At 68.3% G+C, this 20,666-nt stretch carries 21 protein-coding genes and 1 pseudogene; 8 read left to right on the top strand and 14 right to left on the bottom strand.

The window, feature by feature from the left end; genetic code table 11:
• Positions 1–108: 108 nt before the first annotated feature.
• The 6 genes from C6I20_RS00780 to proC all read right to left on the bottom strand — a co-directional run bounded on the left by C6I20_RS00780 (position 109) and on the right by proC (position 5,001).
• Positions 109–1,374: a lysophospholipid acyltransferase family protein gene (locus C6I20_RS00780; protein WP_174232935.1), complete on the bottom strand. Its 1,266-nt coding sequence runs from the start codon at positions 1,372–1,374 to the stop codon at positions 109–111.
• Positions 1,371–2,354 carry an NAD-dependent epimerase/dehydratase family protein gene (locus tag C6I20_RS00775; protein WP_118394218.1) on the bottom strand — a complete coding sequence of 328 codons (984 nt, stop codon included), beginning with the start codon at positions 2,352–2,354 and terminating at the stop codon, positions 1,371–1,373. The genes C6I20_RS00780 and C6I20_RS00775 overlap by 4 nt, the downstream gene beginning before the upstream one ends.
• Positions 2,355–2,360: 6 nt before the next feature.
• The gene (locus tag C6I20_RS00770) at positions 2,361–2,462 is read right to left on the bottom strand and encodes a 30S ribosomal protein bS22 (RefSeq protein WP_019143756.1); all 102 of its coding nucleotides are present in this window, start codon (positions 2,460–2,462) and stop codon (positions 2,361–2,363) included.
• A gap of 202 nt (positions 2,463–2,664) precedes the next feature.
• Positions 2,665–2,850: a helix-turn-helix domain-containing protein gene (locus C6I20_RS00765; RefSeq protein WP_118398399.1), complete on the bottom strand. Its 186-nt coding sequence runs from the start codon at positions 2,848–2,850 to the stop codon at positions 2,665–2,667.
• A 159-nt stretch (positions 2,851–3,009) separates the two neighbouring features.
• Positions 3,010–4,185, bottom strand: coding sequence for an acetoin utilization protein AcuC (locus C6I20_RS00760; protein ID WP_118394217.1), 1,176 nt, complete (start codon positions 4,183–4,185; stop codon positions 3,010–3,012).
• Between the two features lie 9 nt (positions 4,186–4,194).
• The gene (gene proC / locus C6I20_RS00755) at positions 4,195–5,001 is read right to left on the bottom strand and encodes a pyrroline-5-carboxylate reductase (protein WP_118394216.1); all 807 of its coding nucleotides are present in this window, start codon (positions 4,999–5,001) and stop codon (positions 4,195–4,197) included.
• A gap of 38 nt (positions 5,002–5,039) precedes the next feature.
• Here proC and C6I20_RS00750 point away from each other — a divergent pair, with 38 nt between their 5' ends.
• Positions 5,040–5,993, top strand: a complete 954-nt coding sequence (locus tag C6I20_RS00750) for a bile acid:sodium symporter family protein (protein WP_118394215.1) — start codon at positions 5,040–5,042, stop codon at positions 5,991–5,993.
• A gap of 5 nt (positions 5,994–5,998) precedes the next feature.
• Here C6I20_RS00750 and C6I20_RS00745 read toward each other — a convergent pair whose 3' ends face one another.
• The 3 genes from C6I20_RS00745 to C6I20_RS00735 all read right to left on the bottom strand — a co-directional run bounded on the left by C6I20_RS00745 (position 5,999) and on the right by C6I20_RS00735 (position 8,639).
• The gene (locus C6I20_RS00745; RefSeq protein ID WP_118394214.1) at positions 5,999–6,643 is read right to left on the bottom strand and encodes a LysE family translocator; all 645 of its coding nucleotides are present in this window, start codon (positions 6,641–6,643) and stop codon (positions 5,999–6,001) included.
• A gap of 274 nt (positions 6,644–6,917) precedes the next feature.
• Complete coding sequence (locus C6I20_RS00740; protein ID WP_254052197.1) at positions 6,918–7,703, bottom strand: sugar phosphate isomerase/epimerase; 786 nt, start codon at positions 7,701–7,703, stop codon at positions 6,918–6,920.
• A 24-nt stretch (positions 7,704–7,727) separates the two neighbouring features.
• On the bottom strand, positions 7,728–8,639 hold the full coding sequence (locus tag C6I20_RS00735; protein ID WP_118394212.1) for a Ppx/GppA phosphatase family protein: 912 nt from the start codon (positions 8,637–8,639) through the stop codon (positions 7,728–7,730).
• 62 nt (positions 8,640–8,701) lie between these two features.
• Between C6I20_RS00735 and C6I20_RS00730 the strand changes: the two genes are divergently transcribed.
• From C6I20_RS00730 to disA, 5 genes are read left to right on the top strand one after another with little or no spacing between them, the layout of a single operon-like run.
• Positions 8,702–9,445, top strand: coding sequence for a hypothetical protein (locus C6I20_RS00730; protein WP_118394211.1), 744 nt, complete (start codon positions 8,702–8,704; stop codon positions 9,443–9,445).
• A 43-nt stretch (positions 9,446–9,488) separates the two neighbouring features.
• Positions 9,489–10,127 carry a VOC family protein gene (locus tag C6I20_RS00725; RefSeq protein ID WP_118394210.1) on the top strand — a complete coding sequence of 213 codons (639 nt, stop codon included), beginning with the start codon at positions 9,489–9,491 and terminating at the stop codon, positions 10,125–10,127.
• A gap of 43 nt (positions 10,128–10,170) precedes the next feature.
• Positions 10,171–10,956 carry an alpha/beta fold hydrolase gene (locus tag C6I20_RS00720; protein WP_162891049.1) on the top strand — a complete coding sequence of 262 codons (786 nt, stop codon included), beginning with the start codon at positions 10,171–10,173 and terminating at the stop codon, positions 10,954–10,956.
• 35 nt (positions 10,957–10,991) lie between these two features.
• Positions 10,992–12,368 carry a DNA repair protein RadA gene (gene radA / locus C6I20_RS00715; protein ID WP_118394208.1) on the top strand — a complete coding sequence of 459 codons (1,377 nt, stop codon included), beginning with the start codon at positions 10,992–10,994 and terminating at the stop codon, positions 12,366–12,368.
• A 39-nt stretch (positions 12,369–12,407) separates the two neighbouring features.
• Positions 12,408–13,517 carry a DNA integrity scanning diadenylate cyclase DisA gene (gene disA / locus C6I20_RS00710; RefSeq protein WP_118394207.1) on the top strand — a complete coding sequence of 370 codons (1,110 nt, stop codon included), beginning with the start codon at positions 12,408–12,410 and terminating at the stop codon, positions 13,515–13,517.
• Here the strand turns inward: disA and C6I20_RS00705 are convergent.
• Together C6I20_RS00705 and C6I20_RS00700 are read right to left on the bottom strand one after the other, a co-directional pair.
• Positions 13,508–13,780: pseudogene (locus C6I20_RS00705) on the bottom strand (hypothetical protein); the annotation flags it as partial. The gene disA and the pseudogene C6I20_RS00705 overlap by 10 nt on opposite strands.
• Positions 13,781–13,822: 42 nt before the next feature.
• A complete protein-coding gene (locus C6I20_RS00700) occupies positions 13,823–14,512 on the bottom strand; it encodes a hypothetical protein (RefSeq protein ID WP_162891048.1) in 690 nt (229 codons plus the stop codon).
• 102 nt (positions 14,513–14,614) lie between these two features.
• Here C6I20_RS00700 and C6I20_RS00695 point away from each other — a divergent pair, with 102 nt between their 5' ends.
• Complete coding sequence (locus C6I20_RS00695; protein ID WP_118394204.1) at positions 14,615–15,511, top strand: A/G-specific adenine glycosylase; 897 nt, start codon at positions 14,615–14,617, stop codon at positions 15,509–15,511.
• Positions 15,512–15,514: 3 nt separating this feature from the next.
• Here the strand turns inward: C6I20_RS00695 and C6I20_RS00690 are convergent, their stop codons facing one another.
• On the bottom strand, positions 15,515–16,054 hold the full coding sequence (locus C6I20_RS00690) for a TetR/AcrR family transcriptional regulator (RefSeq protein ID WP_118394203.1): 540 nt from the start codon (positions 16,052–16,054) through the stop codon (positions 15,515–15,517).
• Positions 16,055–16,122: 68 nt separating this feature from the next.
• Here C6I20_RS00690 and C6I20_RS00685 point away from each other — a divergent pair, with 68 nt between their 5' ends.
• The gene (locus C6I20_RS00685) at positions 16,123–16,449 is read left to right on the top strand and encodes a multidrug efflux SMR transporter (RefSeq protein WP_118394202.1); all 327 of its coding nucleotides are present in this window, start codon (positions 16,123–16,125) and stop codon (positions 16,447–16,449) included.
• A 55-nt stretch (positions 16,450–16,504) separates the two neighbouring features.
• On the opposite strand, the gene C6I20_RS00680 is transcribed toward C6I20_RS00685, so the two are convergent.
• Positions 16,505–19,015, bottom strand: a complete 2,511-nt coding sequence (locus C6I20_RS00680; RefSeq protein ID WP_118394201.1) for an ATP-dependent Clp protease ATP-binding subunit — start codon at positions 19,013–19,015, stop codon at positions 16,505–16,507.
• Positions 19,016–19,159: 144 nt separating this feature from the next.
• Positions 19,160–20,617, bottom strand: a complete 1,458-nt coding sequence (gene lysS / locus C6I20_RS00675) for a lysine--tRNA ligase (RefSeq protein ID WP_118398396.1) — start codon at positions 20,615–20,617, stop codon at positions 19,160–19,162.
• Positions 20,618–20,666 lie beyond the last annotated feature (49 nt).

Here is a 20,666-nt window from a genome sequence, read left to right as displayed (position 1 = left end):
GGCTGCGCCGCCGAGCGATTCGGGTCACTGGTCCGACTACCGTCCCGCATGGCACGTTCGCGCGTCGCGAGCGCTCGAAGACACTCCCTCGCGTCGCGTGGTCGGTACTCAGAAGAACGCGTTGCCCCGGTCCACCAAAAGGCCGTACAGCGTCTGCTGGATCGTCTCGCGCACCTGGTCCGTGACGTTGAACAGCAGCATCGGGTCGTCGGCGGACTCGGGGTCGTAGGCATCGGTGCGGATCGGCTCGCCGAACTCGATGATCCACTTGCTCGGCAACGGGATCAGGCCCAGCGGCCCGAGCAGCGGGAAGAACGGCGTGATCGGCAGGTACGGCAGGCCCAGCAAACGAGCCAGTGACGGAACGTTGCCGACCAGCGGGTAGATCTCCTCGGCGCCGACGATCGACACCGGCACGATCGGCACCTGGGCACGCATCGCGGACGACACGAATCCACCTCGACCGAAGCGCTGCAGCTTGTAGCGCTCGGCGAACGGCTTGCCGATGCCCTTGAAGCCCTCCGGCCACACGCCGGCGAGCTCGCCGGTCGCAAGCAGCCGCTCGGCGTCCTCGGTACAAGCCAGGGTCGCGCCGACCTTGCGGGCCACCTGGCCCACGAACGGCAACGAGAACACCAGGTCGGCCCCCAGGGGCCGCAGATTGCGTCCCGCGTACTTCTTGACCGCATAGCCCGTGATCATGCCGTCGAGCGGGACCGTCCCGGAGTGATTGGCAACCAGCAGCGCCCCGCCCTCGGCCGGGATGTTCTCGATGCCGCGGACCTCGAGCCGGAACCACTTCTCGGCCAGCGGCTCAACCGCGGCGATCAGGACCTCGGTGATCTGCGGGTCGAAGCCGAACTCGTCAACCTCGTAGTCACCGTTCATCCGCTTGCGGATCGTGGCGAGCAGGGTCGCAATGCGCGACTCCCAGTCGGTGCCGAGGATCCGCTGCGCGGCCTGCACGACGGCCACGAGGATCTCGTCGATCGGGATCCCGGCGGACAACGGCGCGGCACCGGCCGTGCGGGTGCGACTGGCAGCCTCCTCGGCGGCGGCCGCGGCAGCCGCTGCGGCGTCCTCGTCCGTGACGGCGCGAAGACGGGGCTTTTCCGGAGCGCTGCGTGCGGGGCCTGTCGCCTTCTTCGCCGCGGCCTTCTTGGCCGGTGCGGTCTTGCTGGTCGGCACAGCCTTCTTGGCGGTGGTCTTCTTAACCGGTGCGGGATCGGGCTGGGCTGCCGGCTTGGCCTTGACCACTGGCTTCCTGACCGCGGACCCGCCGGCCAGCGAGCGCGCTGCCGCCGACGGCGATGTCTCCCGGTTGCCCCGTCCCGCCTTGCCGCCCGAACCGATGCTCTTGCGCTCGTCGGTCATGATCGTCCCCCCATCACTGCCATGACTCCGGGCCGGACCGACCGGCGAAACTCCTCGAAGGTGTCCAACGAGGAGTGCCGCACGTCGTAGCCGAAGATGTCGCGGAGAGCAGCGGTGTCCAGCACCCGGCCGTACGTCAGCAGGCGGTGCAGGTCCGGCGTGATGTCCGAACCTGCGGCGCGCAGCACCCGGCGCGCGGCCGTGGCGTACCCCAGCGGCGGCAAGGGAATGATCGGACGGCCGAGCCGGCGCGCGGCCTGACTCAGCAGCACGACACCTTCGCCGGCGATGTTGAACGTACCCGGGCGATCGTTGAGGATCGCCAGTCGCAGGACCTCGACGGCATCCTCGAGGTTGGTGAACTGCAGGCGCGGGTCGAAACCCATCGCGGCAGGCAGCACCGGGCTGGTGAAATAGGTGCCGAGCGGCGTCGTGATCTCGGTGCTGAGGATCTGGGCAGCCCGCAGGATCGTGATGATGACCTCAGGACGGCGCCGCGCGAACCCCCGGACGTACGACTCGACCTCGACGACGTCCTTGGGGAAGCCGCTCCGCACTCCGCCCCGGGCCAGGCTTGATTCGGTGAACATGGCCGGGTCGCGGGGCGAGGCCCCGTAGACGGCGCTCGACGAGCCCAGGACGAACTTCTTGACCGTCGCCGCACGCTGGCACGCGGCCAACAGCTGCATCGTGCCGATGACGTTGAGCTCCTTGCCGCCCGTGGTCCGGCCACGCGACGGAGGGTGCAGGTCGAGGTGCACGACGGTGTCGACGTCCTCGACCGCGATGACCTTGCCGACGACGGGCGTGCGGATGTCGGCCCGGACGAATTTGACCCGGCCGATGTCACCCGCTGGCAACACCGTGTCGATGCCGACGACCTTGCTGATGCCGGCCTCCTCGCCGAGATCGGCAAGTCGACGCGCAAACAAAGACGCGAACGACCCGGCGACACCGGTGACGAGGACAGACCGGCTCATGTGCTGCTACTTGCCGAGACGACGACGCTGCACTCGAGTGCGCTTGAGCATCTTGCGGTGCTTCTTCTTCGACATCCGCTTGCGCCGCTTCTTGATGACTGAACCCACAGGTCACTACTCAATTCTTGTTGTCCACGCGAGCGTGGCAGGTGCATGCTGAGACTGGTGGCCTGATCGACGATCGACGTGGTCCGCTTGGCGCGGCCTCGATCCCCGGTCTTGGCTGTGACCAGCGTACACGTCAGCACAGGGCCGACTTCTCGCCGACCAGAAGCGAGACCGGGGGGGCGAGCGTCGACGATGACCTCGGTCAGCCGGCCTGGAAGTAGGACTTGCCGAGGAACTCCTCGACGGCGTGCGCGGGCACCCTGAACGATCGTCCCACTCGGACAGCCTCGAGCTCGCCGGAATGCACGAGCCGGTAGACCGTCATCTTCGACACCCGCATCTGACCCGCCACTTCTGCGACGGTCAAGAACGTTGGTCCGGATGCCATCGACACCACCTGCTTCCTGAGGGGCACGCGCGCTCTCCGGCTTCCCCACCGGAGAAACAGCGCGCGTGCCTTGGTCGAGACTAGTGCCTCCTGAGGCTTCAGGGACAGTAGATACGGAAAATCTCTCGGCCCGGCCGTCTCATACGTCGATGACGGCCATCACGGCTGTGGATCAAGCCCGTTCAGCGGGAACGCCGCGACCCGGGTGGCTTGGATCGAACGGTCGAGCCAGCTGTCCGGGTCATAGCCCTGCTCCCACCCACGGTAGGCGGTGGTCCGACCGTCGGTCATGCGCTGCGGACCGGGCAATCCCTGCAGCTGCTCGATGTGGGCGCGCCACCTCTCGGGGGTGAGCGACGACGGATCAAGCGGCGCCCCGGCGATGATCGCGAGCAGGTGGGCCCACGCCCGCGGGACGACGTCCATCACGGCATAGCCCCCGCCGCCGGTCGCCACCCACTTGCCGTCGCACACCTCGGTGGCGAGATCCCGCAGCGCGAGGTAGGACGCCCGCTGACCGTCGACGCTGAGCATCAGGTTGGTCAGCGGATCGTCCATGTGGGAGTCGCAGCCGTGCTGCGTCACCAGGATGTCGGGTTTGAACTCCCGCACGAGCGGCGGCACGATCGCGTGGAACGCCCGCAGCCAGCCCGCGTCGGAGGTGCCCGGAGGCAACGGCATGTTGACCGCGGAGCCCTCGGCGCCCTCGCCGCCGGTCTCGCTCGAGAAGCCCGTGCCGGGGAACAGCGTCTGCGGTCCCTCGTGGATCGAGATCGTGAGGACCCGCGGATCATTCCAGAACATCTTCTGCACGCCGTCACCGTGGTGCGCGTCCACGTCGACGTAGGCGACCCGCTGCGCACCGTTGTCCAGGAGCCAGCGGATCGCGAGGGCGACGTCGTTGTAGATGCAGAAGCCGCTGGCATTGCCCGGCATCGCGTGGTGCAGTCCGCCGCTGATGTTGACCGCCCGCGGTGCTGCGCCGGTCCACACTCGTCTGGCCGCCTCGACGCTCGCACCGGCGATCAGGGCGCTGGCCTCGTGCATGTGGGCGAACACCGGGTTGTCCTCGGTGCCCAGTCCGATCGTCGAGTCCGCGTGGGTCGGGTGGTCGCTGAGCTTGCGCACGCGCTCGATGTAGTTGGCCGTGTGGATCAAGTTGAGCTCATCGTCGGTCGCCGCCGACGCACCCACGACGTCGAGGCCGTCGACGATGCCCAGCTCCCGAGCGAGGCCCATCGTGAGCTCGATGCGGACCGGCGCCATGGGGTGCGAGTGACCGAAGTTGTACTCGGTCAGGTGCTCGTCGAAGACGACGCAGGCGCGGTCGGTCATGACTCGAGCCTATGCCGGGCCGGAGAGCTCGATCGATCGGGCTGCCGCTGCGGCGACACCGGCGATCACAGCATCGTTCACCCCGAGCTCGTCAAAGGTCTCGATCGCGGCGTGCGTCGTGCCGTTCGGGGACGTCACCCGCCGCCTGAGCTCCTCGGCCGTCTCGTCGGATTCGGCCAGCAGCTTGGCCGACCCCACCAGGGTCTGTTGCACCAGCAGGCGCGCGGTGGTCGCATCGAGGCCTTGGGCGATCCCGCCGGCGATCATCGCCTCGGCCAGGTAGAAGACGTACGCCGGTCCGGATCCCGACACCGCGGTGACAGCGTCCTGCTGCGACTCGTCGACCACGACGACCCGGCCGCCGGACTCCAGCAGTGCCACGACTGCGGCAACCTGATCGTCACTGGCGCCCGGTCCCGGCGAGATGCCGAACATGCCCTCCCCCACCAGAGCGGGCGTGTTGGGCATCGCGCGGATCACCGCGACACCGGCAGGCAGTGCCGCGGTCATGGTGTCGATGCGGACCCCGGCGGCCAGCGACACGACCGTCGCGCCAGGACGTACCGCGTCGGCGATCTCGGCGAGCAGCGCCGGCACGTCCTGCGGCTTGACGACCAGCAGGACCACATCGGCATCCCGCACGGCGTCGGCGTTTCCGGTCACTGCCACGCCGTACGTGTCACGGAGCTCCGTGGCGCGCTCTTCGCGCTTCTCCGAGATCACCACGTCCGCGGTCGTGTGACCTGCACTGAGGATGGCCGCCAGGAGGGTCTCGCCCATCACACCGGCACCGAGGATTGCGATCCGTTGAGTCATGCCGCCGAGTCTAGATCGCCACGACCTAGAGTCGGGGGGTGCGCCTGCGACCCGATCCGTTCATCATCGCGCTGCTGGTCGCGGCGGTGGTCGCTTCGTTCGTGCCCGCCACGGGGAACGGCCTCGACGCGCTCAAGCTGGCATCCATGGTCGCGATCGGACTGCTGTTCTTCCTGTACGGCGCCCGACTGTCGACCGGAGAGACCCTCGCCGGGATCCGGCACTGGCGCCTTCACGCGGTGGTGCTCGGCACGACCTTCGTGGTGTTTCCGGTGCTGGGACTGGGTGCACAGCTGCTCGAGCCCGGCTTCCTGACACCGGGGCTGGCCGCCGGAGTGCTGCTGCTATGCCTGGTGCCGTCGACCGTCCAGTCGTGCGTCGTCTACACCCGGATCGCCGGCGGCAACGTCGCCGGCGCCGTGGTCAGCGCCTCGATGTCGAACCTGATCGGAGTCTTCCTGACTCCGGCGCTCGTGGCCCTGCTGATGACCTCCGACGCCCGGGTCGACGCCGGCGCGGTGCTCCGCATCGTGCTGCAGCTGTTTGCCCCGTTCGTGCTCGGGCAACTCCTCCGCCCGCTGATCGGCGACGTCGTCGCCCGGCACGACATTCGGCTCCGGCTGTATGACCGCAGCAGCATCGTGCTCGTCGTGTTCGTCGCTTTCAGCGAGGGTGCCGAGGCCGATGTCTGGTCATCGCTGACGATCTGGTCGGTGCTCGCGGTCGCGGCGGTGTGCGCGATGCTGCTCGGTATCGCGATGGGCTGGACCGTGCTGATCGGTCGGGCTCTCGGCTTCGCCCGCGCCGACCGGATACCGATCCTGTTCTGCGGCTCCAACAAGAGCCTCGCGAGCGGTCTGCCGATCGCCTCGGTCCTGTTCGCCGGGGGCGACGTCGCGCTGATCGTCCTGCCGCTGATGCTCTACCACCAGATGCAGATCATCACGGGCGCCGTGATCGCCGGTCGCCTCGCCCGCACCAAGCCCGCGTGACGGCGTCAGTGGTGGTTGCCGGTGACCGCCAGCCCGACGCCGAGCCCGATCATCGACGTCCCGCCCCCCGCGCCGAGCGCCTCGCCGCGCCTCGGTGAGCCGTTGAACCAGGAGCGCAGCTGGCTCGCGATGACCGCCCAAAGACTGTCCGACAGCACGCCGATCGCGACCGCGATGAGTCCGAGCAGCAGCATCTGGGTCTGCACGTGACCGCTGTCTCGGACGATGAACTGCGGCAGCACGGCCCCGAAGATCATGAAGCCCTTGGGGTTGGAGACACCGACGACAAAGCCCTGCCGCACGACGACAGACCAGCCCAGCGGGGCGACCGCGCCGATCCCTGAGTCACTCACGCTGAACGCCTTACGATGGCGGATCGCCTGGACGCCGAGCCACACCAGATACGCAGCCCCCGCGAACTTGAGGATCGTGAACACAAGGATCGACTCCTGCACCACGACCCCGAGCCCGAGCGCCACGAGCAGCACGATCATCAGCAGGCCGAGGGAATTGCCCAGCACCGTGAACAGGGCGACTCCACGCCCGTACGAAAGCGCTCGACCGATCACGAACACCACGCTGGGACCCGGAATCGCGATCAGGATGAACGCTGCGAGCCCGAACGTGACGAGCTGGTCGACGGTGATCATGCCCGAATCGTAGTGCGTCGAGGCAGGGCGTCCAGATCTGTCAGCGGCTGTTCCGTCAGGCCGGTCCGCTGCCGAGTGCCGGCGTGCCTGGCTCCCGCTTCCGCTCCCGCTCCCGGGGACGGTCCCGGGGACGGTCCCGGTCGCCGAACACCTTCTCGGCCACGAACAGGGCCCCTCCGAGAGCCAGCAGCCCGGCGCAAACCTGCTGGGGCGATCGATCGAGGTCCCGCCAACGACGCCGTGCGGTGCTTCGATCAGCCGGGAGAACTCGTGCTCAGACCACCGCGTGGAGGCGTGTGAACGCCAGCGCCTCCATCAGGTCGGCCTCGCGATCACCCTGGTCCCTGGCCTTGCGGGTATTGATCTCGACCACGATCTCGCCGTCGAAGTCCGACGCCGCCACGTGGGACAGGAACTCTGCGCACGGCTGCGTCCCCCGACCCGGGATCAGGTGCTCGTCCTTGGCCGAGCCCGAACCGTCGGCGATGTGGACGTGCGCGAGCCGGTCGCCCAGCGCCTTGGCCATCTGCACGGGATCCTCCCCCGCGGTCGAGCTGTGCGACAGGTCGACCGTGACGTGGGCGTAGTCCTGCTCGAGCGGGTCCCAGCCCGGCGCGTACGCCTGAAACTCCCGCTTGCCGGTGCGCCAGGGGTACATGTTCTCGACGGCGTACGTGATGCCGTGCTGCGCTTCGAGGTCGGCGATGCCCTCGACGAACCCCCGCGCGTAGTCACGCTGCCAGCGAAATGGTGGGTGCACGACGATGACGGAGGCACCGACCTCGTGCGCCATATCGGCGCTGCGGTGCAACTTTCCCCACGGGTCGCTGCCCCAGACACGTTGCGTCACCAGCAGGCACGGCGCATGGATCGAGACCACCGGGATCTCGTGGAATGCGCTCAGCGCCTTGATCGCGGTGATGTCGGCGCTGACGTCGTCGATACCGACCATCACCTCGACACCGTCGTAGCCGAGCCGGGCGGCGAGCTCGAACCCGCTCGCGGTCGACCCCGGATAGACCGAGGACGTCGACATCGAGACGCGAAGGGGACGGGACACGTCCTCTAGGCTAGTCCGGACCCTCTAGAGACCGTCCAGATACTCCAGCAGGACGCCCTCGCGCATGGCCCAGGGACAGATCTCCAGCTCGGTCAGGTCGAACAGGTCCATCGTCGCCTCGGCCACGATGGCGCCCGCGCGGATCTGGTGTGCCCGGTCCGGCGAGACACCCGGGAGCTGGGCGATGGCGTCCGTCGACATCGTCGCGAGCTCCTTGACCAGCGCGGCGAGGTCCTGCTTGCGCAGGATCCGTCGGACGTACTGACCCTCGTTGGAGGAGGGGGCTCCGCAGATTCGGGCCAGGGAGCGGAATGTCTTGCTGGTCGCGACCGCCCGATGGAATGCTCCTCCACGCAGGACCGCGCCCGCCTCGTCCGCGATCGTCGAGCGCACGTGCAGGCGGACCTCGGCCTGAGTGCGATCCGCCTCGAACCACTCTCGGGTGAGCCGTCCGGCGCCGAGGGCCATCGACTGGGCCACGTCGGGAACCTCGTCGGCGCCAGCGGCGATCTCCAGGGAGCCACCACCGATGTCGAAGACACCGAGCCGGCCTGCGGACCAACCGAACCACCGGCGCACTGCCAAGAAGGTCACGCGGGCCTCGTCCGCGCCCGACAGGACCTGCAGGTCCAGCCCACTGGCCTGGTTGACCTCGGCGATGACGTCGTCGGCGTTGACCGCATCTCGTACGGCTGAGGTCGCGAACGCGAGGATCGTGGTGCAGCCCTTGTCCTCGGCCGCCCCTCGCGCATCCACGACGTACTTCACCAGCCTGGACACACCCTCCGGGGTGACCGCCTGGTCCGCATCGAGGTGCTCGGCGAGCCGCAGCGGTTCCTTGTAGGAGTAGGCCGGCACGGGCGGGCCACCACGAAAGGCGTCCACCACCAATAGATGACCGGTGTTGGATCCGATGTCGAGGACGCCCATGCGCATGCGCACATTCTCGCACCGCCGGATCTGCCGGAACGCTCGGCAACGCCGTCTAGACTCACCCGGTGCCTGAAGTCGAGCTCGGATTCCCCCGTTCGTTCGTGGAGTTCGCCAATCCCGCAGACCCTGCCGAGGTCTTCCGCTGCGACCTGACCTGGCTCACGTCCCGGTGGACCTGCATCTTCGGCGAGGGTTGCCCGGGCATCTACGAATCGAGCCCCGAAGCCGGTTGCTGCACCCTCGGGGCCCACTTCGCCGACGACGACGACGCCAAGCGGGTCGAGGCGGTCATGGAGAAGCTGACCCCTGCCCACTGGGAGCGCCATGACGAGGGCCACCGCGGCGGCTGGACCGAGAAGGACGACGAGGGCGACCTCAAGACCCGGGCGTTCCAGGGCGCGTGCATCTTCCACAACTCACGCGGCTTCGAGGGCGGCTACGGCTGCGCCTTGCACGGCTTCGCCCTCGAGCAGGACGTCAAGCCACACACCACCAAGCCCGACGTGTGCTGGCAGCTGCCGCTGCGCCGACAGTTCCGCGAGGTCGACCGTGGCGACGGCACGACGTACACCGAGACACAGATCGGCGAGTACACCCGAGCGGGCTGGGGTCCCGGCGGCGCCGACCTCGACTGGTACTGCTCGTCCAACACCGAGGCACACGTCGGCACGGAGCCGGTCTACGTCTCCAACCGCGACGAGCTGACTGAGCTCATGGGCGAGGCCGGATATGCCGAGCTGGCCCGCCATTGCAGGGATCACGAGGTCGGCGGCGCCAATACACCACACGTGGCCGACCCTCACCGCTGACCCCCCTGCCCCGGTCGAATCGTGACGCAGGCAACAATGCGGTATGCACCTCGACCACGTCTCCTTCGCCGTCGGCCCAGACGGCCTTGCTGGCACGACTGCAGAGCTCGGCCGGCTGCTCGACGCCAAGTTCATCGATGGCGGTGCCCACCCACGGTTCGGCACCCGCAACATGATCCTTCCGCTCAAGAACGCCCAGTACCTCGAGGTCGTGGAGGTGCTGGACCACCCTGCCGCCGACAAGGCCGCCTTCGGGCAGGCCGTGCGCCAGCGGTCGGACGCTGGCGGTGGCTGGCTCGGCTGGTGCGTGTCAGTCGACGACATGAGCGAGGTCGAGCACCGCATGGGCCGGCACGCCGTCCCGGGCAACCGTCGCCGTCCTGACGGCTTCAACCTCGAGTGGCGTCAGATCGGCACGAGCGGGATGAAGGCCGATCCCCAGCTGCCCTTCGTGATCAACTGGGACATCGACGCCAAGGAGCACCCCTCGCAGGGCGCCCCCTCCGAGATCACGCTGACCGCGTTGGAGATCGCCGGCGACCCCAAGCGGCTCGCCGACTACCTGGGCGAGCCCGCAGTCGAGGCCCTCGACGACATCGAGGTCCGTTGGGTCGCACCCCACGGGACACCCGGCATCATCGCCGCCCAGTTCTCCACACCCGCGGGCGACATCCGCATCTGACTGGTCGGCACCGTCAGGTCGGCCTACAGTCGATCGTATGGAGATGGCGACCTCAGCGGACGGCACCGCGATCGCGTACGACCGGATCGGCTCCGGCCCGGCGCTGATCCTGCTGCCGGGCGCCACCTGCACGCGCGGCATCCTCGCCTCGCTGGCCGAGACGCTGTCTGCGCATTTCACGGTCTTCGCCGTCGACCGTCGGGGTCGCGGTGACAGCGACGACATGGCGGCGCCCCCGCCGTACGCCGTCGAACGCGAGGTCGAGGACGTCGAAGCGCTTGTCGCCGCAGCGGGCGGGTCAGCAGCGCTCTACGGGCATTCTTCAGGTGCCGCGCTTGCCCTGCACGCCACCGCCGCCGAAATCGGTGTCACCCGACTCGTGATGCACGACGCGCCCTACAGCACTCCGAGCATGGAGCAGGCGGCGCGTGACTGGCACGTCCACCTGCACGAGACCCTCGCGGACGATCGTCCGGGCGATGCCGTCGCAGCATTCATGCAGAAGGTCGGGCTGCCGGAACAGGCGATCACCGGAATGCGCAACGGACCGGGATGGCCGGCGATGGAGGCAGTGGGGTCGTCCCTGGCGTACGACTCCGCGGCGATGGGGGACGCGATCGGAGGGGTCGTGCCGCGCGACCTCGCCAGCCGGGTCTCCGTCCCGACCCTCGTGCTCGTGGGCGGTGCCGATCTCGAGTTCATGCTCGATGCCGCCGACCAGCTCGTCGCCGCGCTGCCCGACGGCCGTCTTGAGCACTTGGTCGGCGCCCGCCACGACGCCGGCCCCGAGGTCGTCGTGCCGGGAATGCTGCCGTTCCTGCTTGCCTGACCTGGACTGTCAGACGGCTCCCCTAGGCTGGCGACATGGCGACCACCAAGACCGTCCGCCCCGGCTATGTCTGCGCGGATTGCGGGTGGACGACCAGCAAGTGGGTCGGTCGATGCGGCGAGTGCCAGGCCTGGGGCACGGTCGACGTGGCCGCGCCGGTGCGGACGGGTCGCACCCAGGCTGCCGCTGTCGTCACGCCGGCCGTGCCGATCAGCCAGGTCCGCATCGAGTCCGCGCGCTCCACGACCTCAGGCATCGGCGAGCTCGACCGGGTCCTGGGCGGTGGTGTCGTGCCCGGCGCAGTGCTGCTGCTTGCTGGCGAGCCCGGAGTCGGCAAGTCGACCCTGCTGCTCGAGGTGGCCGCCCGCTGGGCCAGGGCCGGGCGCCGCACGCTCTACGTCTCGGGTGAGGAGTCCGCCGCCCAGGTCCGGCTGCGTGCCGAGCGCACAGGGGCAGTCGACGACAATCTCTACCTCGCCGCCGAGACCGACCTCGGTGCCGTGCTGACCCATGTCGAGACCGTCAAGCCGGGGCTCCTGATCGTCGACTCGGTCCAGACCATCGGATCGGCCGACGTAGACGGTGTACCGGGCGGCGTCACGCAAGTCCGCGAGGTCGCGTCCGCGGTCATCCAACGCGCCAAGCGCGACAACATCGCGACCCTGCTGGTCGGGCACGTGACCAAGGACGGCTCGGTCGCCGGCCCTCGTGTCCTGGAACACCTAGTCGACGTCGTCCTGCAGTTCGAGGGCGATCGCAGCTCACGCCTGCGGCTGCTCCGGGCGGTCAAGAACCGGTTCGGCCCGGTCGACGAGATCGGCTGCTTCGATCTCGTCGACGATGGCATCGTCGAGGTGCCCGACCCGACCGGTCTGTTCGTCTCCCGCCACGAGCAACCCGTCCCCGGCACCTGCGTCACGGTGACGATGGAGGGCCGCCGGCCCCTGCTTGCCGAGGTCCAGGCGCTGACCGTGGCATCATCGACTCCCTCTCCTCGCCGCACGTCCAGCGGCCTCGACTCGTCCAGGGTTGCGATGATCCTCGCGGTCCTCACCAAGCACTGCAAGATCAATCTCGGACAGCTCGACGTCTACACCGCCACGGTCGGTGGCGCCCGGCTCGTCGAACCGTCTGTCGACCTGGCCGTGGCAATCGCCACGGCATCGGCCGAGCGCGAGGCCGCGGTGCCGGCCGATCTGGTCGCGATCGGGGAGGTGGGCCTGGCCGGCGAGGTCCGCAAGGTCAGCAATCTCGCCGCCCGGCTCCGCGAGGCCGAGCGGATCGGTTTTCGTCGCGCTGTGGTGCCCGCGGGCTCAGAGGGTCTTGACGGGTTCACGAGCAGCATGACGATCACCGCGGTCAGTGATATTCGATCTGCGATGGCCTGTCTGGGTGTCACAGCAACCTCGTGAGTCCGCTTACACTGGGATCTCGGGATCAAGGGGTTGAGCATGGCAACAGTCGCTGAGCGGTCAGCCGCGGCCGCAGCGGCAGCGGATGCTTCGGCACGTCTGCGCGCCACGCTGACCTCGATCGCGCCCGGCACCTCCCTCCGCGAAGGTCTCGAACGCATCCTGCGTGGACGCACGGGAGCCCTGATCGTGGTCGGCAATGAGCGCCAGATCGAGGCGATGTCCACCGGCGGCTTCGCCCTCGACGTCCCCTTCACCGCGACGGGGCTGCGCGAGCTGGCCAAGATGGACGGCGCGATCATCCTCGACCGCGACGCCACCCGGATCCTGATGGCCGGCGTCCACCTGATGCCGGATCCCTCCATCACGACGCAGGAGACCGGCACACGACACCGCACCGCCGACCGCGTCGCCCGGCAGACCGGAGTGCCGGTGATCTCGGTGTCGGCCTCGATGCACATCATCGCGCTCTACCTCGAAGACCTGCGGCACGTCCTGGAGGACACCGGCGCAGTGCTCGGCCGCGCCAACCAGGCCCTGCAGACCCTTGAGCGTTATCGCAACCGGCTCGACGAGGTCTCCGACGCGCTCTCGGCCCTGGAGATCGAGGACCTCGTCACGGTCCGCGACGTCTCGGCGGTAGCCCAACGCCTCGAAATGGTCAGCCGGATCGCCCGTGAGATCGACACCTACGTCCTAGAGCTCGGCTCCGATGGTCGCCTGCTGGCCCTGCAGCTCGAAGAGCTCATCAGCGGCGTGGATGCCGAGCGCGGCCTCATCATCCGGGACTACATGCCCAGCGGACGCCGTGGACGCACTCCCGAGGCCGTGCTGGCCGAGTTGGCCGCAATCGAGTCCACCGACCTGGTTGATCTGGGCGGAGTCGCACGGGCCCTGCGCATCGGCAGCGGCGAGACGCTGGACAGCCCGTTGGCACCGCGCGGATATCGGCTCCTGGCCCGCATCCCCCGGCTGCCGATCACGGTGGTTGACCGCCTGATCGAGCACTTCGGCTCACTCCAGAAGCTGTTGGCGGCAAGCATCGATGATCTGCAGACTGTCGAGGGAGTCGGCGACCTACGTGCCCGGGGCGTCCGCGAGGGACTCTCCCGTCTGGCCGAGTCGAGCATCCTCGAGCGCTACGTCTGACGCTGCTGCCACGCCTCGACCACACTCGAGACAGTCGTCTCCAGCAGCGCTCCACCATCGACGTCGTTGCCGCCCACGGCGAGCGCCCGGACGCAGCGGTAGAAGCCGTCGTGGACGTTCGGGCGGAGCCTGGCCCGGTCACGAACCTCTCGCCCAGCCGTGCGTGGAAGGACGTCACCGAGCAGGAAGAAGTCCAGACCGAAGAACAAGAACGGATCCGGCAGGGCCGCCTCCAGGGCCCGCGCCAGCGTGCTCTTGCCCGCACTGGGAGGGCCCGTTGAGGACGATGAGTCGCCCGGTCATCACTAGTCGTTGGGCTTGGTGGTGTTCTTGGCGGTCGGGGTCTTCTTGGTCGGTGTGGGCGTTGTCTTCGTCGGTTTCGGCGTCGGACGGGCCTTGAGGGTGAACGTCGCCTTGCCCGGCTCGCCTCCCAGGGTTCCCACCTGCACGGTGTAGCCACCGGGACTGGCATAGCCCTCCTTGTCGGAGCAGCTCGTGCCCGAGCCTCGGCCCGACCACGTCGCCGTGACCAGGGAGGACCAGCGAGGCGAGATCGCCACAGGATCCTCCAGCAGCGAAACCTTGCAGAGGGTTGAGTCCCAGATCGCCGTCTTGTTGGCACTGATGACCGCCACCAGATCGGCGTCCTCTGGGGTCAGGGTGCACGCGGTCTTCTCCGTCGAGCTGACCACGAGACCGATTTCGACCGGCCCGCGGGTGAGCTGACCGGAGCCGACGGTGGGGCTCATCCGGATCTTTTCCGGGTCGCAGGATCGGCTCGCACTGACCAGAGTCACCTCGATCGTGCCATCTGTCAGCGGCGCGGCGGCCGGCGCTGCGCTCGCGGTGGTCGTCGCCACGGGCCCCGGGGCCGCATCCGGCTTGTCGTCCCCGCCCACAAGCCGGAGCACGACCCACACCAGGCCGATCAGCACCGCCAGCAGGAGGAGCCGCCGTCGCCAGTAGATCTCGGCGGGCAACCGTCGCTGGCTCACGACAACACGATATCCGGCCGATCGTTCGCCCCGGCGGACGATGCGGGTGTCGCGGCTGGTGACACCGGGCCGCCACCGCCTGCGTGGGAGGATCGAGACGCCATGAGCCCTCCCGCCACCCGCGTCCCGATCGCCGATCGGGCGCGACTGCACGAAGACGTGACCAGCTGGTTCGACACCGCTGCCCGGGACCTGCCATGGCGGCGCACCGAGTCGCCGTGGGATGTGATGGTCTCAGAGTTCATGCTGCAGCAGACCCCCGTCTCGCGGGTCCTCCCGGTCTACGCGGCCTGGGTCGAGCGCTGGCCCACCCCTGCTCTGCTCGCGGCTGCCACCACGGGGGATGCCCTTCGCGCCTGGGGCAGGCTCGGCTATCCACGGCGGGCACTTCGCTTGCACGCCGCAGCCGTCACGATCGTCGACCGGCACGGCGGTCAGGTGCCAGAGTCGATCGAGGACCTGCTGGCCCTGCCCGGAGTCGGCTCCTACACAGCCGCGGCCGTCTCGTCGTTCGCATTCGGTGGACGCCACGTCGTGCTCGACACCAACGTCCGTCGGGTCCTCGCGCGGGTCGTGACCGGCGAGCAGTTCCCGGCCCCGTCCGTCAGCCGTGCCGAGCGCGATCTCGGCGCCGACCTGCTGCCCCTGCACGGTGCGGATCGTTGGGCGGCAGCCACGATGGAGCTCGGGGCACTGGTCTGTACGGCCCGGACACCGCGGTGCGGCGAGTGCCCCGTCGCGGACCAGTGCCGCTGGCGTGCCGCAGGCTATCCGGCGTACGACGGCCCGGCCCGGCCCGGTCAGGGATGGGACGGCACCGACCGACAGTGCCGCGGCTCGCTCATGGCGGTGCTGCGCGAGTCGTCGGAGCCGGTCCCCCGGGCGGCGCTCGACGACGTCTGGCCCGATGCACCGCAGCGGGGGCGCGCTCTGGACGGGCTCGTCGCCGACGGGTTGGTGGAGCCGCTCCCGGGGGATCGCTACGCCCTGCCCGGTTGAGGCTCAGGTCAGAGCGTCTGCGAGGTCCTCGATGATCCGGCGAGACTCGGCGTCCCCGTCGAGCGGACGGTCGAGGAACACCCCGTTGAACGTCGCGTCGACCAGGGTCGCGATCCGCGTAGTCCGGTCCCCTGGCACCCCCGAGCGCGCCAGATAGTCCGCCAGGGTCTTGATCCAGAGGATGTTGGATGCCCTGATCAAGGAGGCGTACGGCTCACGTCCCAGCAGGCCCAGCGCGGCGGCTTCGACGTACATCCGCTGGCAGCGCTGGACCTCCACGTCCTGCGTGTAGGACGACCAGAGATCGAGGATCGCCTGCCGAAGCGACCCGGCCGGGGGCATGGCCCGGATATATGCCATTGAGCGTGCGTTGGAGGCATCCAGCACCGCCGCCACGAGCTCGTCCTTGGAGCCGAAGTGATAGATCAGCATGCGATCGCTCGTGCCCACCTGAGCCGCCATGGGCCGCAGGCTCAACCCGATCAGCCCGCGCTCGAGGGCATAGTCGGTCGCGGCCTCGGTCAGCTGCTCCTTCTTGGTCATCGCACCAAACGTAGCATCTGCTACGCTCCAGTGCGTAGCAAGCGCTACAGAAAGTCTGGGATCACATCATGTACGTCGCCGCAGCTCTGCTGCTGGTCGCGATCGCCACCGAGGTCTTCGCCACCGCCGCGCTCCCCCGTGCCGAAGGATTCAGCAATCCGGGATGGACCGCGGTCGTCGTCGGCGGATACGCCGTGTCGATCTGGTTGTTGACCCTCGTCGTCAAGCAGATCCCGGTTTCGATCACGTACGCGATCTGGGCCGGACTCGGAACCGCGGCCATCGCGGTGGTCGGTGTGGTGTTCCTCGACGAGCCGGTCAGTCCGGCCAAAGTCGCAGCGATCGCGCTGATCATCTCCGGGGTCGTGCTGCTGAACGTCCAGACGTCGCACTGAGCACGACGAAGCCCCCGCAGCGGGCGCTACGGGGGCTTCGTCGTGCCGTGCGTGCCTACTCGGCGCCGGCCTCGACGGCCGGCGGGACGTCGGGCATCTCCAGCTCGAGCTCGGCCTTGGCGCGGCCCTCGAACGTGAAGACCGCGTCGACACCTTCACCCTCGACGCCAACCAGCACGAGCTGGCCGGGACGGATCTCGCCATAGAGCAGCTTCTCGGCCATGACGTCCTCGATCTCGCGCTGCACCGTGCGGCGAAGCGGTCGAGCACCCATGGTCTTGTCGAAGCCACGCTTGGAGAGCAGATCTTTCGCCTCGGTCGTGAGCTCGATCGTCATGTCCTTCTCGGCCAGACGCTTCTCGAGCGAGTCGATCATCATGTCGACCATCTGCAGGATCTCGTCCTCGGTCAACGGCGGGAAGACGATGATCTCGTCGACTCGGTTGAGGAACTCAGGCCGGAAGTGCTGCTTGAGCTCGATCGAGACACGTTCCTTCATCTTGTTGTAGGACCCCGCGACGTCGCCGGCCTGGCTGAAGCCCAGGTTGACGCCCTTGGAGATCTCACGCGCACCAAGGTTGGTGGTCATGATGATGACGGTGTTCTTGAAGTTGATGACTCGACCTTGGCCGTCGGTGAGGTGGCCCTCCTCGAGGATCTGCAACAGCGAGTTGAAGATGTCGGGGTGAGCCTTCTCGATCTCGTCGAACAGCACGACCGAGAACGGCTTGCGGCGCACCTTCTCGGTGAGCTGGCCACCCTCTTCGTAGCCGACGTAGCCGGGAGGCGAGCCGAACAGGCGCGAGACGGTGTGCTTCTCGCTGTACTCGGACATGTCGAGCTGGATCAGCGAGTCTTCGTCGCCGAACAGGAAGTTCGCCAGCGCCTTGGACAGCCACGTCTTGCCGACACCCGAGGGCCCGGCGAAGATGAACGATCCACCGGGACGCTTGGGGTCCTTCAGGCCTGCTCGCGTGCGACGGATCGCCCGCGACAGCGCCTTGATGGCCTGATCCTGACCGATGACGCGCTTGTGGAGCTCTTCCTCCATGTTGAGCAGACGGCTGGACTCGGCCTCGCTGAGCTGGCCGACCGGGATGCCCGTGGCCTTGGCCAGGACCTCCGCGATGAGCTGCTCGTCGACCACCGCAACGGTGTCGAGGTCGCCGGACTTCCAGGCCTTCTCACGCTCGCCCTTGGCGTTGATGAGCTTCTTCTCCTCGTCGCGCAGCGCGGCAGCGGCTTCGAAGTCCTGTGCGTCGATGGCCCCCTCCTTGCGGCGGCGGACGTCGGAGATCTTCTCGTCGAACTCCTTGAGCTCCGGCGGGGTCGCCATGCGGCGGATGCGCAGGCGGGCGCCGGCCTCGTCGACCAGGTCGATCGCCTTGTCCGGCAGGAACCGGTCGGAGACGTAGCGGTCGCCCATCGTCGCCGCGGCCACGAGGGCCTCGTCGGTGATCGAGACACGGTGGTGCGCCTCGTAGCGATCGCGCAGACCCTTGAGGATCTCGACGGTGTCGAGCACCGACGGCTCCTCGACGAGGATCGGCTGGAAGCGACGGTTGAGGGCCGCATCCTTCTCGAAGTGCTTGCGGTATTCATCGAGCGTCGTGGCACCGATGGTCTGCAGCTCACCACGGGCCAACATCGGCTTGAGGATGCTGGCAGCGTCGATCGCGCCCTCGGCGGCTCCGGCACCCACCAAGGTGTGGATCTCGTCGATGAACAAGATGATGTCGCCGCGGGTGCGGATCTCCTTGAGGACCTTCTTGAGGCGTTCCTCGAAGTCACCGCGGTAACGCGAGCCGGCCACGAGCGCACCGAGGTCAAGCGTGTAGATCTGCTTGTCCTTGAGCGTCTCGGGCACATCGCCGCGGACGATGTCCTGGGCCAGGCTCTCGACGACGGCGGTCTTGCCGACGCCGGGCTCGCCGACGAGCACCGGGTTGTTCTTGGTGCGTCGGGACAGGGTCTGCATGACGCGCTCGGCCTCGTCGTCCCGGCCGATGACCGGGTCGAGCTTGCCCTCGCGGGCAGCCTGCGTCAGGTTGCGACCGAACTGGTCCAGCACCGCCGAGGTGCTCGGTGCGGACTCGCTGGGCGCGCCCGCTGCCTCCGCCTCCTTGCCCTGGAAGCCGCTGACGAGCGTGATGACCTGCTGGCGCACGCGGTTGAGGTCGGCTCCGAGCTTGACCAGGACCTGGGCGGCAACTCCCTCGCCCTCACGGATCAGACCGAGCAGGATGTGCTCGGTGCCGATGTAGTTGTGGCCCAGCTGCAGCGCCTCGCGGAGGCTGAGCTCCAGCACCTTTTTGGCGCGCGGCGTGAAGGGGATGTGCCCGCTCGGGGCCTGCTGTCCCTGGCCGATGATGTCCTCGACCTGGCCACGGACGGCCTCGAGCGAGATGTCGAGGCTCTCCAGAGCCTTGGCGGCAACACCCTCGCCCTCGTGGATCAGGCCCAGGAGGATGTGCTCCGTGCCGATGTAGTTGTGGCTGAGCATGCGTGCCTCTTCTTGGGCAAGCACGACCACGCGACGAGCACGGTCGGTAAATCTTTCGAACATGGCGTCCCCCTCTGCTGGACTATCGGTTCAGTTTAGTCAGGTATGGAAATTCGCATGCACCGATGTCCATATGTGTAACTCAACCGACACCACGCGCAGGACGTTCCCTCGTTCGCTGTGGGCAGAAAGACCGCCCGGGTCAGGTCACTCGGCGCGGGACAGCGGGAAGAGAATCGCCTCGCGGATACCGATGCCCTGCAACAGCATGACGAGGCGGTCGACGCCCATCCCCATGCCACCCGCGGGGGGCATGCCGAACTCCAACGCACGGAGGAAGTCCTCATCGACGTCCATTGCCTCGGGATCGCCGGCAGCCGCCAGCCGCGACTGCTCCTCGAGCCGCTCACGCTGGATCACCGGGTCGTTGAGCTCGGAGTACGCCGGGGCCAGCTCGACGCCGTTGATGATCAGGTCCCACGCCTCCACGAGCCCCGGCTTCGTGCGGTGCTTCTTGGCCAGCGGGCGCACGGCCTCGGGATAGTCGCGAACGAACGTCGGCTGGATCAGCGTGTGCTCGACGAGCTTTTCGTAGAGCTCGAGCACGATGTCACCGGCGACCCAGTGCGGCTGCAGAGCAACCTCGTGCTGCGCGGCCAGGGCCAGCAAGGTCTCGACGGGGGTGTCGTTGTCGACCGTGGCGCCCGTGGCGTCGGAGACCAGCTCGTGGACCGTCGCGTGCCGCCATGGGCCCTCGAGGTCGATCGGCGAGCCGTCCCGCCCCTCCACGACGGTCTTGCCGATCGCGCGGGCGGCGTTGACGACCAGGCTGCGAGTCAGCTCGGCCATGGTGTCGTACGAGCCATAGGCCTGATAGGCCTCGAGCATCATGAATTCGGGATTATGGGTGTTGTCGACGCCCTCGTTACGGAACGTCTTGCCGATCTCGTAGACCCGGTCGACGCCGCCGACCAGCGCACGCTTGAGGTCGAGCTCGATCGCGATCCGCAGCAGCATGTCCTCGTCGAAGGCATTGGTGTGGGTCTGGAACGGGCGGGCCGCGGCGCCACCGTTGGTGTGCTGCAGAACCGGGGTGTCGACCTCGATGAACTCGTGGGCATCCAGGGTCGATCGCAGGGACTGCAGGACCTTGGCCTTGACCCGCACGTTGTCGCGCGCCTCGGGCCGCACGATCAGGTCGACGTAGCGCATGCGGCTGCGGGCCTCGTCGGACAGCGGCGAGTGCTCGTTGGGCAGCGGCCGCACCGTCTTGGCCGCGAGTTGCCACGACGTCGCCATGACGGAGAGCTCGCCGCGCTTGCTCGTGATGACCTCTCCCGTGACGGCAAGGTGGTCGCCGATGTCGACCGATGCCTTGAACTGGGCCAGCCGTTCCTCGCCGATTCCCGCGAGCGACAACATCGCCTGGAGCTCGGTGCCGTCGCCCTCACGCAGCACGACGAACACGAGCTTGCCGGTGCCTCGCACGAAGATCACCCGACCTGCGACCGACACGGCATCACCGGTCTGGGTGTCGGTGCCCAGCGTCTCGGCGTCGTACGCCGTGGCGATCTGCTTCAGCGTGTGGGTGCGGTCGACCACGACCGGGTACGGCTCCTCGCCGCGGTCGACGAGCTGCTGCCGCTTCTCCAGCCGCACCCGCATCTGCTCAGGCAGGTCGTCCTCGGGGCTCGGGGTTGCAGTCGCGTCGCTC

The organism is Aeromicrobium sp. A1-2 (assembly GCF_003443875.1).
Lineage (GTDB): Bacteria > Actinomycetota > Actinomycetes > Propionibacteriales > Nocardioidaceae > Aeromicrobium.
This window is presented reverse-complemented; position numbering and strand designations above follow the sequence as displayed.